Source organism: Eubacterium sp. ER2 (assembly GCF_000765215.1).
Lineage (GTDB): Bacteria > Bacillota > Clostridia > Lachnospirales > Lachnospiraceae > Claveliimonas > Claveliimonas intestinigallinarum.
On sequence record NZ_JPJE01000003.1, the window covers coordinates 1 to 12,432 of the forward strand.

11 protein-coding genes are annotated in these 12,432 nt (G+C 53.8%); 3 read left to right on the forward strand and 8 right to left on the reverse strand.

The window, feature by feature from the left end; all coding sequences use genetic code 11:
- Positions 1–715 (forward strand): serine/threonine transporter SstT (sstT, locus tag NI21_RS0100925; RefSeq protein WP_033124371.1); only part of this gene is annotated, 715 nt, incomplete at its 5' end.
- 86 nt (positions 716–801) lie between these two features.
- Here sstT and NI21_RS0100930 read toward each other — a convergent pair.
- The 5 genes from NI21_RS0100930 to NI21_RS0100945 form a co-directional block, all read right to left on the reverse strand.
- Positions 802–2,193 carry a glycine--tRNA ligase gene (locus NI21_RS0100930; protein ID WP_033124372.1) on the reverse strand — a complete coding sequence of 464 codons (1,392 nt, stop codon included), beginning with the start codon at positions 2,191–2,193 and terminating at the stop codon, positions 802–804.
- 65 nt (positions 2,194–2,258) lie between these two features.
- Positions 2,259–3,005 carry a DNA repair protein RecO gene (recO, locus tag NI21_RS0100935; RefSeq protein WP_033124396.1) on the reverse strand — a complete coding sequence of 249 codons (747 nt, stop codon included), beginning with the start codon at positions 3,003–3,005 and terminating at the stop codon, positions 2,259–2,261.
- A complete protein-coding gene (locus NI21_RS16660; RefSeq protein ID WP_143468869.1) occupies positions 2,953–3,138 on the reverse strand; it encodes a hypothetical protein in 186 nt (61 codons plus the stop codon). Before NI21_RS16660 ends, recO begins: the two co-directional genes overlap by 53 nt.
- Positions 3,139–3,193: 55 nt before the next feature.
- Entirely contained in the window at positions 3,194–4,090 is an 897-nt protein-coding gene (era, locus tag NI21_RS0100940; protein WP_033124373.1) for a GTPase Era, read from the reverse strand.
- Positions 4,091–4,190: 100 nt separating this feature from the next.
- The gene (locus tag NI21_RS0100945; protein ID WP_033124374.1) at positions 4,191–7,112 is read right to left on the reverse strand and encodes an insulinase family protein; all 2,922 of its coding nucleotides are present in this window, start codon (positions 7,110–7,112) and stop codon (positions 4,191–4,193) included.
- A gap of 176 nt (positions 7,113–7,288) precedes the next feature.
- On the opposite strand from NI21_RS0100945, the gene NI21_RS0100950 reads away from it, so the two are divergent.
- Positions 7,289–7,825 carry a GNAT family N-acetyltransferase gene (locus NI21_RS0100950; protein WP_033124375.1) on the forward strand — a complete coding sequence of 179 codons (537 nt, stop codon included), beginning with the start codon at positions 7,289–7,291 and terminating at the stop codon, positions 7,823–7,825.
- Between the two features lie 108 nt (positions 7,826–7,933).
- On the opposite strand, the gene NI21_RS0100955 is transcribed toward NI21_RS0100950, so the two are convergent.
- The 3 genes from NI21_RS0100955 to NI21_RS0100965 are packed head-to-tail and all read right to left on the reverse strand — an operon-like array spanning position 7,934 to position 11,324.
- Positions 7,934–8,494 carry a chorismate mutase gene (locus NI21_RS0100955; protein WP_033124376.1) on the reverse strand — a complete coding sequence of 187 codons (561 nt, stop codon included), beginning with the start codon at positions 8,492–8,494 and terminating at the stop codon, positions 7,934–7,936.
- A 55-nt stretch (positions 8,495–8,549) separates the two neighbouring features.
- Positions 8,550–9,812, reverse strand: a complete 1,263-nt coding sequence (locus tag NI21_RS0100960) for an FAD-dependent oxidoreductase (protein ID WP_033124377.1) — start codon at positions 9,810–9,812, stop codon at positions 8,550–8,552.
- Positions 9,813–9,860: 48 nt separating this feature from the next.
- Complete coding sequence (locus tag NI21_RS0100965) at positions 9,861–11,324, reverse strand: SLC13 family permease (RefSeq protein WP_033124378.1); 1,464 nt, start codon at positions 11,322–11,324, stop codon at positions 9,861–9,863.
- A 157-nt stretch (positions 11,325–11,481) separates the two neighbouring features.
- Here NI21_RS0100965 and NI21_RS0100970 point away from each other — a divergent pair, with 157 nt between their 5' ends.
- Positions 11,482–12,369, forward strand: coding sequence for a LysR family transcriptional regulator (locus tag NI21_RS0100970; protein WP_033124379.1), 888 nt, complete (start codon positions 11,482–11,484; stop codon positions 12,367–12,369).
- Positions 12,370–12,432: the final 63 nt, after the last annotated feature.

Consider the following 12,432-nt stretch of genomic DNA (forward strand, 5'->3'; position numbering starts at 1 on the left):
CATCAGCTGTGCCCCCTTCGGTATTATGGGCCTGATCTTTACCACTATCTCTGAGCAGGGTCTGGGCGCTCTTGTTGATTACGGCAGACTGATCCTTGTCCTTGTCGGAAGCATGGCGGTCGTTGCCTTTATCATCAATCCTCTGGTTACCTTTGTGTGCGTGCGGAAAAACCCGTACCCGCTTGTATTTACCTGCCTGAAGGAAAGTTTTATCACCGCCTTCTTCACAAGAAGCTCCGCGGCAAACATTCCTGTAAATATGGAGCTGTGCAAAAACCTGAATCTGGACGAGGATACATATTCGATCTCCATCCCGCTTGGATCTACTGTCAACATGGCTGGAGCCGCTATCACGATCTCCACCATGGCACTGGCAGCAGCTACCACACTGGACATTCAGGTATCCTTTGGAACAGCGCTGATCATGTGCGTTCTGGCAGCAGCCAGTGCGGCCGGAGCATCCGGTGTGGCCGGCGGTTCACTGCTCCTGATCCCCCTTGCCTGCAGCCTGTTTAACATTCCGAACGATATCGCAATGCAGGTTGTCGGCGTAGGCTTCATCATCGGCGTGATTCAGGATTCCTGCGAGACAGGTATCAACTCCTCCACAGACGTTCTTTACACAGCCTGTGCAGAGTTCAGAGACAGACGGCTTCACCCGGAAAGATACGTTGGAAAGCCGGAAGCCCGCTTTACTGTTCCGAAAAACAAATAACTCAATAGGAAAAACTGAATATAGTAAAAAAAGATCGGTTCAAAATTGAACCGATCTTTTTTACTGCATTTTTACCGCTTACGATTTTACCACTCAAACTTCTTCTCGAAATATTTGTCCAGATCCTCGATCTTGATCCTCTCCTGCTCCATGGTATCTCTGTCGCGGACAGTCACTGCCCCGTCCTCCTCGGACTCAAAGTCATAGGTCACGCAGTAGGGAGTTCCGATCTCATCCTGACGGCGGTAGCGCTTTCCGATATTTCCTCTCTCGTCGAACTCACAGTTGTATTTTTTGCAGAGCTGTGTGTAGACCTTGGCAGCGCCCTCACTCAGCTTCTTGGAGAGAGGCAGAACGCCGATCTTCACAGGCGCGATGGCCGGATGGAAATGAAGGACTGTACGCATATCGCCGCCCTCCAGCTCCTCCTCGTCATAGGCGCTGCACAGGAAGGCCAGAACCATGCGGTCCGCTCCCAGTGAGGGCTCAATGACGTAGGGAATGTATTTTTCCTTCTTCTCATCGTCGAAGTAGGTCAGATCCTGCTTGGACACCTCCTGGTGCTGGCTCAGATCGTAGTCTGTTCTGTCCGCGATGCCCCAGAGCTCGCCCCAACCGAAGGGGAAGAGGAATTCCACGTCTGTGGTAGCCCGGCTGTAGAAGCACAGCTCCTCGGGAGAGTGGTCTCTCGCCCGCATCTCTTCTTCCTTAATTCCCAGGGTCTTCAGCCAGTCAAGGCAGTACTTCTTCCAGTACGCATGCCACTCAAGGTCTGTTCCCGGCTCACAGAAGAACTCCAGCTCCATCTGCTCAAATTCTCTTGTTCGGAAAATAAAGTTTCCAGGTGTGATCTCGTTCCTGAAAGACTTTCCAATCTGGCAGATACCAAAGGGGATCTTCTTTCTGGATGTGCGCTGCACATTTTTAAAGTTCACAAAAATGCCCTGAGCTGTCTCCGGCCGCAGGTACACGGTATTCTTCGCGTCCTCTGTCACCCCCTGGAAGGTCTTGAACATGAGATTGAACTCCCGGATCTCCGTGAAATTATGTTTGCCGCAGGATGGGCAGGGAATGTTATGTTCCTCGATAAAGGCCTCCATCTGCTCATGGCTCCAGCCATCAATGGAGGGGCCAATATCAATACCGTTCTCCTGAGCGTAGTCCTCGATCATCTTGTCCGCGCGAAATCTCTCGTGGCACTCCTTACAGTCCATCAGAGGATCGCTGAAGCCGCCCAGATGTCCGGACGCCACCCATGTCTGGGGATTCATCAGGATCGCGCAGTCCACGCCTACATTGTAGGGATTTTCCTGGACAAATTTCTGCCACCAGGCCTTCTTTACATTGTTTTTCAGCTCCACACCAAGATTTCCATAGTCCCATGTATTTGCAAGACCACCGTAAATCTCAGACCCCGGATAGACAAAACCTCTTGATTTTGCAAGGCCTACGATTTTGTCCATTGTCTTCTCAACCATTTTTCTTTCTCTCCTTTATATAGTTCTGGATAATGTCAATATTATACCGTTAACCACCGCAGTTTTCAAGCCCCGATCATCTGCTCCAGTATATCCAGCGACTTAAAATGGCGGTCCACATAGATTTCCATGTACCTTTTCATGATCAGGCCCAGCTCACCCAGCACCTTCTCCGAGACAGCAAAAGTGTACAGCTTTTCAATGCTGGAAGTCTCGATGTACTGCATCGTGTAGAGGGTGGATGGGTCCATGGGCAGACAGTCCGCGCTGAGGTGCCGGCACCCGTCACATACCAGGCCGCCCTTAAGGGGGCTGAAGGAGCTGCCCTCCGCATTTTTCTTGCAGACTACACAGTGGAAAACATCCGGTCCTTCTCCGTTAATGGTAATGGACTTCAGCTCATATATGTACCGTATCAGTTTATCAGGGATGGACTTCTTGGCCAGGGCCCGGAGGGTCTGATAGAGCAGCTTCAGGAGCTGGGTCTCATCATTCGCCTCCCGTGCATAGTAGTTGGCAATGTCCATAAAATAGAACCCGTAGCAGGCTCCCTCCACGTCCATCCGCAGCTCCGCAAAGTAGTTGGAGATAGAGGCGGATACCAGCGTGTAGGAGGTGCGCCCCTCATACAGGGAAAAGCTGCCAAAGGAGAAGGGTTCAGTCGCACCTGCCAGGAGACTGTTTGGCCTGCGCGCCCCCCTGGCAAATGCGGCAATCTTGCCCCGCTCCTTTGTCAGCAGCACGACCCGCTTATCATATTCACCGATAGGAGTGGTCAAAAGGACCATCCCTGTCAACATTATCTGCTCCACTTTTCTCCTCTCCCATCCCGGCCACAGCGCTGTCATACTTCTGCATGATCTCCATGCATCTTTCCATTCCCTTGTACTCGAGATAGTCTTTGACCGCTCCCGAGCGCATGAACCTGTCCCAGTATCCTTCCATTGTATCACCTCATCCTGTTCCTGATGAGGTTAGCATCTCCTCTGGACAGTTCTTTTTATTCATCCTCCCGGTATCCAAAATTTTTCATCAGGTATTCACTGTCTCTCCAGTCCTTTTTCACCTTCACCCAGAGCTTCAGATTTACCTGGCATCCCAGCATTTTCTCAATTTCGTACCGGGCTGTGCTGCCGATCTTTTTCAACATATTTCCTTGTTTTCCAATGATTATCCCCTTGTGGCTGTCCCGCTCGCAGATAATGGTAGCATCGATGTGCATGACCTTCCTGTTTTTTTTCATGCTCTCTATCGTCACGGCGATGCCGTGGGGGATTTCTTCATTTAAGCAGTGAAGGGCCTTCTCCCTTATCAGTTCAGCCACGATCTGGCGCTCCGGCTGGTCTGTGATGGTGTCCTCATCGTAGAACTGCGGGCCAAAGGGCAGGTATTTCATGATCACCTTCAGGAGCTCATCCGTATTTTCTCCGCTCCTGGCAGATACAGGCACGATTTCGGCAAAATCGTAGAGGTCCTTGTAGGCGGCGATAGCAGGGAGCACGTCCTCCTTCTTTACCATATCCACCTTGTTGATCACAAGGATCACCGGTGTTGTCACCTTCCGGAGCTGGTCCGCAATGTGCTTTTCACCTGCCCCGATAAACGTGGTGGGCTCCACGAGCCAGAGCACCACGTCCACCTCGTTCAGGGTGCGCTCAGCGATATTGACCATATACTCGCCCAGCTTGTTCTTCGCCTTATGTATGCCCGGCGTGTCCACAAAGATGATCTGGCCCTCCTCCGTGGTCAGCACGGTCTGTATCCTGTTCCTCGTAGTCTGGGGCTTGTTGGATGTTATCGCAATCTTCTGGCCTATCAGATAGTTCATGAGCGTTGATTTCCCGACATTTGGGCGACCTATGAGAGTCGCAAAACCCGATTTAAAATTGTCTGTCATATTAACTCCTTTTACTCCATTTCACAGGGGATCGCGCACAATTGCGCACCAGTTAGTGTTAATCCGGACGTAACACTTTTTAAAAGTGTTACGTCCCCTGTTAAAAGTTTGTCACACTGTCAAACATGTCCCTGTTTTCCTCAATTTTCTCCTCGCTTCCGATAACGCAGACCTGGTCCGCGGCCAGCATGGCTTCCACCACGCCGGCCAGGGCACGGATATCCTCCTGGGTGGCGTCCAGCACCTGAGCCCGCTCCTGGCGGATCATGTCCGCGCTGACATGGTTCATGTAGAGGTTCATGGACCGGTCGCCTCTGGAAGCCGGGGTCATGGGCTGATCCAGGTTACTGATGGTTCCGATAATGTACTTGTTCATATCCCGGTCGCTAACCGTAAAGCTCTTCAGATAGTCCACAACGCCCTCGTACACGTCCATGGTTCGCTTCAGGTGGGGATCCCGATAGGAGACGAGATACCCCTCCCCGATCCGGTTGAAGTTGCTCATGCAGCCGTAAGCGCCGCCCTTGACGCGGATATTCTGCCACAGATAGTCATAGCTTAAGATCACCTTCAGGATCTGCAGGGCTCCTGTGTAGGACGCGCCGTGGTCAATGAAGTTGCCTGTGCGGGCCACATACTGGACCTTGGAGGCTGTCTTGAAGCCCTCGTTCTTCTTCTGGCAGTGGATCACACAGGGCGTCTCCGGCGCCTCGCCTGCAAAGAGGCCCTCCTTCATCTCCTTTACCAACTCCTCCAGGCCGTCCAGCCCCTCCCGGGAGGCTGTGTAGCTGACCATCATATTGTCTCCCCGGAAGATCTGCCGGCCGAGCGCCTCAAGGGCCCGGGTCAGGTCCTCCTTTCTCTCCTCAAAGTGGTCTGTCAGGTCTGCCACGAACTGATAGAACTCAATGCCACCTGTCATGTCCTTGAATTTCGCCGAAGGCGAAGCGTAGGACAGAGCCCGCAGGGCAGCCGTTGTGTGACCTGATGACTGGAAACGCATGAGCAGGCGGGATTTCAGCATATCAAGGATCTCCCTGATCCGCTTTGTATCTCCCAGCTTTGACCTGGTGAGGATCTCCTTCATCATCCGGAAGGCAAAGGGAAGCTGGCCGTACATGGCTCTGGCCTTGATCTCAAAGGTAGCACGGAAGGCCTTCTCCTCCACCCTCGTCACGTCGTTGTAGAGCTCCAGTGAGGTGCCGATACCGCCGGTGTGACTGTTGATCTCATTGAACAGCTCCCCGTACTCATAGTTCTCTGTGTCGATAATGCCCAGCACGGACTGAAGGATGCCCACATAGCCCAGCATCTCCTCCGGCACGTCCGACAGGTCAAACATCAGGTCCACGTAGCCAATGCCGTTGGTCCATGTCTCGTGGAACACAGCTGGCACATCCGCCAGCGTCATCTCCTCATTGATGATGGGCGCAATATCCCGGGAAATATCTGTCCGCTTCAGCACCGGGATCTTCGCAATGTCCGACTGCCTGTCAGGCTGGGACTGGTAATCCTCCAGTTCCTTTGTCCGCTCCACCATGCGCTCCTTCTCGGCATCGCTTAAGCTCTCCTTGTAGGCTTCAAGCTTCTCCTCCAGCTCACGGTCCATCCTGGCGGTGCGGCCCCGCTCCGGCTTCACCACAACGATGGCTCCGTGGGTGTTGTCCAGCAGGTATTTCCGGATCAGCTCTTCATAGTAGCCTGTCCCCACCTGCTTTTTCAGGAACTCAAAGGTAGCAAGGGCGTCAATGTGCATAAAGGGCTCATTCTCATCGTAGAGCCAGCTGTCCATCATCTGCAGCCCGTACATAAGTCCCTTTGGATAGCTGCCAAAATCCGCCTCCCTGTAGCGGAATTCATGGTAGTTGATGCCCGCCTCCAGGGCCTTCCTGTCCAGTCCCCTGTCCGCTATGCCGGTCAGCACGTCCTCGATAATGCGGACAAATTCTTCCTTCTGCTCCACGTTGGCATTTTTGGCGATCACAGAGAAGATAGGCTGGTAAATACCGTTGTCGTAGGAGCCCATAATGTCCTTTCCTATCCCGGCATCTGTCAGCGCCTTCTTAAGGGGCGCTCCCGGCGCGGACAAAAGGGCGTAGTCCAGGATCTGGAAGGCCAGATACAGCTCCCGGTCCAGGCTGGTGCCAATAACTTTATTGTAGGAGAGATAAGTGTTGTCCTCCTCCGGCTCATCGCTTGCTATGGAGTAGGGAATCTCCTTTTCAGCCATACTTGTAAAGGGCTTCTGCAGACGGATGGCAGAGTCCACCGGCTCATTTTCATACCGGCACAGGTACTCCTCATCCAGCCAGTTCAGCTTCTCCTCCATGTCCATATCCCCGTAGAGGTAAATGTAGCTGTTGGACGGATGGTAGTATCTCCGGTGAAAATCAAGAAACTGCTCATAGGTCAGCTCCGGGATCACGTCCGGGTCCCCGCCGGACTCATTTGCGTAGGAGGTGTCCGGGAACAGAGTGTTCAGCACCACTCTGTCCAGCACGCCCTCGGGGGAGGAAAAGGCCCCCTTCATCTCATTGTACACGACCCCGTTGTAGGTCAGCTTTCCGTCCTTCTCCTCCAGGTGGTAGCTCCAGCCCTCCTGGCGGAAGATCTCATCGTGCTCGTAAATGTTGGGGTACAGCACGGCATCCATGTACACATGCATTAGGTTCTGGAAATCCCTGTCATTGCAGCTGGCCACCGGATAGACCGTCTTGTCCGGGTAGGTCATGGCATTTAAAAAGGTATTCAGGGAGCCCTTCACCAGTTCCACAAAGGGATCCTTGGCCGGGAAATGCTTTGACCCGCAAAGAACCGAGTGCTCCATAATATGAGGCACTCCGGTGCTGTCTGAGGGGGGCGTTCTAAAGGCGATGCTGAACACCTTGTTGTCATCGTCATTTTCAATGAGGACCACTCTGGCGCCGCTCTTTTTGTGTCTCAAAAGGTAACCTGTGGATTTGATCCCGTCCAGCTCCTCCCGGCGGATCAGCTCATAGGCTTTGCAGTTGTTTATCTCCATACTATCTATCCCCGTTTCTTTCTTAATCTCTTTTTATCTGAACATATATTATAGCAGTTTTCCCGCAAATAAGAAAGCTAATCATCTCTTTTTACCAGTCTGACAGGATGAAAAAAATCCTGGTATGTGTTATAGTCAATACATACTGCCAAAAAAATGATCGGAGGATACAAAAAATGACCACATTCAGACATTCCACCCCGGAGGATATAGAAGAAATCATGGAGATCATCGAGCGGGCCCGTGCCTTTCTCAGGTCTCAGGGGCTGGACCAGTGGCAGAAGGGCTACCCGGACCAGCAGATCTTCCTCTCCGACACAGCCACAAGCCTTGGCTATGTGCTGGAGGAGGAAGGGCGTATCGCGGCTGTGTGCGCCCTCACCTTCACGGAAGATCCATCCTACGGAAATATTTACGGCGGGCAGTGGCTGACCGAAAATGAAGGCGGCGCAGTCCCCGCCTACGCCGCCATCCACCGCATGGCTGTAAACGCCGCCCTGCGGGGAGAAGGGTACGCGGGCAGGCTCTTTGAAGAGGCCGCCGCCCTGGCCCGGGAGAGGGGTATGGAGAGCATCCGCATCGACACACACGCAGGCAACCTGCCCATGCAGCGGGCCCTGGAGAAATCCGGCTTCTCCCGCTGCGGTACCATCTATCTGAAAGGCGGGGCCGAGGACGGGGATGCGAGGATCGCCTTTGAAAAAATCCTGTAAAATCCTTTACCCATAGCCCCGGAAACATATCCCCGGAACCGCAAAGGGAACCCGGAAGAGCTGCTCGCAGCCCCGCCGGGTTCCCTTTTCCTTTCACACTGCCAGTCGCTATTTTACTGCCAGGATTTTAAAGTCGTCTGCCTCTTTGCCGATCTGGCAGAGCAGACGGCGCATATTGCTCTCCTTCAGATTGCCGTCCAGCGTCATGGTGATCTTCTGGACGCCATCCTCTGTCGCCAGATTCATGCTGTCTATGGTGATCTTGTTCAGCTTTGTCATATTGACAAAGAGATTGAGATCGCTTGTGGCAGAGGGACAGGTAAAGGAGATCTCTACCTGTGTGTGGTCCGCATTCTCGTCCACGCCTGCCGCCTGCGCCGCGCCGTCCACTACCGTGTCCTGCATGGCTGTCAGCTTGCCGTACTGATACCTTCTGCTGACGCTCATGAGATGGCGCAGAAATGTGACATACTCATCATAGACCTCCTGGTCCACGTCTCCGGCTCTCTTCTCGATAATGGAACGCTCTCTCTCCAGGACGAACACATCGCCCCCTGTCTCGGCCTTCACCTCGGCCACCTTTTTGGCACATTCCATTCTCTTTAAAAATAAAGGTTTCATCTGTGTGTCCACAGCGTCAATATCCGCGCGTGCTTCCTCAAGTGTCATAATCCGTCTCCTTCCCTGTCTCTTTTACAAAATTTCCTAATGCCTTACAGCCGTGCTACAGCAGCGCTCCCTGCTTCCTGAGCTCCTCCCGGACAGTGTCTGCTTCCGCCTGTCCCCGGAGCGCCTGGCAAGCCGCCGCGACGCCTGCCGCATGTCCTGTGGCAAAGCAGGTTCCCATAACCCGGACCGCCGCGTGGGCCGTCTGCTCAGAGGACACCATCCTGCCGGCGCCGTAGAGATTGTCCATGCTCTCGCACTGGAGCGCCCCCAAGGGCACGTCAAACCAGCTGCCCTCGGACACCTCGATGTAGGTTCCCATCTTGTTGGCGTCCATGTGGATCTCCGGCTTCCATCCGGCTCTCGCCACACCGTCGGGCCGTTTTCTCCTTCCCAGCACATCCTGTGCGGTGATGATCTCTTTGCCCTTCATCCGCCTCGTCTCACGGAAGCCGATGGCCGGGCCGATGACTGTCAGCTCACAGTTCTCCATGCCGTGGAGATATTTCTTAAAAGCCTCCACATAGTAGAGCACCTGTCTCCTCGTATCCAGCTCCATTCTGGTCAGCTCCTGGCAGTCCAGGCCCGCGGGGATGGTGCTGGGAAGAAGGACTGCCACCTGATCCGAGCCCTCTCTTTTCAGGATAAAGCCCTTCTCCTTTGTCAGGTGGGGAATTCCCTCCTCCTTTGCCCGAATGACCGCCTTCTCAACAGCCTGGGGCGTCAGGTCACAGGAAGTGTCCACGCCGCTCAGCCGGAAGGGAAGAGTGGCCGCCTGCACGTTTCCGTTCTCATCTCCCCAGAGAGTAGGCGCGCCCGCCAGATGAACTACATTGGCATCTCCGGTCGTGTCCACAAAGGCCTTTGCCTCCACCAGAAAGCAGCCCTCATCGTCCACGCACTCAAGGGCTGTCACTGCCCGCCCCTCTGTGCGGACGCCAGTAATCCTCGTGTGGAAAAAACAGGTGACACCTGCCTTCTCCAATACATTGTCCATGGCGCATTTCAGATACTCGGGATGAAAGTTAATATTTTTATTCCCAGTGGCAGACACCACGTAATTCCAGGAGGACTCGCTGAGGGCCTTCATCTCCTTCAGGATCAGCTCCCCCGCCCCCTCCACGACCCGCACAGGGTTTCCCCCGCAGGTGAAAAATCCGCAGAAGGCGGCCACGCCGGAGTGGGTGGCCTCCCCTCCCAGGTAAGGATTTCTCTCGATGAGCAGTGTCTTCGCCCCTGTCATGGCCGCACCGGCGGCAGCGGCCACACCGGCCGTGCCCCCGCCTACCACAACAACATCATACTGATATTTTCTTTCCACGTGTAATTTCTCCTCTCACACAATAGACCAATAAACTGTCATCCGTATCTATGAGATGAACAGAGATCCAAGCGGGTAAGCGATAAAGCTGAGCACCAAGATACCCGCGATAGCAAACAGCGCACCCCATACAAACATGGACTTGGTATCCGTCCATCCGGAACCAATGGCAACCGTGTTGACCGTACTCTGTCCTGCCGGTGTCATGTTGCAGATAGCAGCCGCAAATCCAACCATGCAGACTACAGCTCCCACATTGACAGACCCTGCTGGCAGAGCTGTCAGAACGGACAGGGCAACCGCACTTACTACTGTCGTGGTAACAATGTTGGATGAGAAGTTTGTCTCAATAACAGCCCATGTCATGAAGAACAGGATCAGGCCGATCACCGGGAGATTGGCTGTCAGCGGCTCCAGCGCGCCTGTCAGCCAGGCGCTGATGCCCACATCCTCGTTTGTCAGGCAGGTGCCAAGCTGTGTGGCCGCGGCTGTCATCAGCACGCTGCCCCAGAGCACGCCCTTGCTGACTGTCTCCTTGAAGTTCATGATGCTCTCGCCATCTGCCCGTACAACGAACAGGATGATACATCCGAGAAGCGGAGGCATAGCTGTGGACCAGCTGTTGACTGTGGCATAGAAGTCAGGCAGCACGTTCTGCACAAGGCTGGGAGCTACCCAGAGGAATACAGTGAGGGCCATAACGCCCAGGATCACCTTCTCCTTGAAGTCCGCTGCCGGAACTGTGCCGCGAAGGCTCATGGCCCTCTCAGGCTGGATGTCCTTTATATCGTCCGGACGGTAGATAAATTTGAAGATCAGGATCAGGATCACGATCAGGATGATACCCGTGGGGATACCCATAGCCATGTACTGGAACTGGTTTACGTCATTTCCTGTAGCTGCTGTGTAGTATCCGATAGCCATTGTGGGCCACACATGTCCGATGGCTGTCATACCGGAGGAAAGGCTGATACAGAAGGCGGAACCCATCATGATCATATTTCCTGCCTTGCCGCCCTTCTTCAGGCCGAGAACCTGGTAGATATCCTCCAGGAAGGGCATGAAGGCCACGAACAGTACGGACGGGGAAATGAAAAGTCCCATGAATGTCACGGCCGCAAGCAGGAAGCACACAAAATACCAGGGGCCTTTCCTTGCGATCCTGTTTGTGATAAAATAGATGGTACAGCGCCGCACAAAGTTTGTCTTTGACAGCGGGTATACCAGCATGAAGGTAAACAGCAGGAAGGCCACGGTGGTATTTCCGAAGGCTCCCGCAAAGGTGCTTGAAAATCCGAATAACGGAAGTAGACCAAGGGCCAGCAGAGTGATCATACTCGGCCAGTCAATGGAAATCGTGATCCACATGATCAGTGAACCGAAGAATACGCCCAGCACAGCCCACGCGTCCTTGGAAAGTCCGCCCATCGCCGGCATGAACCGGGAGCCGATGATAACTACGAGGGCAAGTACCAGAAATGCTGTGTCTTTTACACTTTTCTTGTTTTGCATTTTCTTTCTCCTCTCATTCCTTTTGCTTTATTACTTTGATGTGTTAAATCGCTCTATCATTATATACAATTTAATGCTATTTGTAAAGAAATAATATGTTATAATGTCTATAGGTTTTTCTTATATCATCTATCATTTATAGCAGGAGGTCATCCATATGCAGATCCAACAGATGCGCTACGTTCTGGCCGCAGCGGAGAAAAAGAGTTTCTCAGCCGCAGCCAAGGCCCTTTTCCTTTCCCAGCCCTCTCTTTCCCAGCAGATCCTCCACCTGGAAAAGGAGCTTGGCGTTCCCCTCTTTGTACGCCACTCCAAGTCCGTCACCCTGACCGAGGCCGGTGAGCAGTTCGTCTCCTCAGCCCGCAGAATTCTCAATGAAGTGGACCAGCTCTCGGAAAACATGAAAAAGTACAGCGTTCTGGAGGCGGGAACGCTCCGCGTAGGTATGCTCTGGATCGCAGGGTATCTGCGGCTGCCAAGGGTCATCACGGACTATCACCGCCTCTTCCCGGGGATCCGGTACCAGCTCCACGTGGAGGGAAGCAACACCCTGCTTGCCATGCTGGACTCCCGGCAGATCAACGCCGCCTTTGTCATCGGATCAGACACCCTCTCCGCCCGGGAGGAGTACGACTGCCACAAGCTCATGGACGACTATTACGTGGCCGTCATGTACAGAGAGCATCCTCTTGCCGGAAGACCGCTGCTGTCCATCAGCGATCTGGACGGCAAAGACATCCTGATGCCGGCAAAGGAGTCCTCCTTCCGCAGGGACATTGAGCAGGTGTTTTCCGACCACCACATCGCACCTAACGTCATCTGCGAGACAAGCCAGTCCGATATTGTCATGCAGCTGGCCTCCCAGAACCTGGCAGTGGGCTTTTCCTCCCGCTCCATCGCGGAGAAGTTGCTGATGCCGGAGTGCTGTATCGTGCCGCTGGAGGTAAGGCTGTCCCGCCCGATCTACTATGTGACCCTGCGGGAGCTGATGGACGTTCCCGCCGTCAGGTCCTTCACGGAATTTGTCCGCACATACCATTTTTAAAGCGGCAGAGCCTCGCAAAAAGAGACAGGCGTGTCCGGCACGGACACGCCTGTCTCTTTCTAT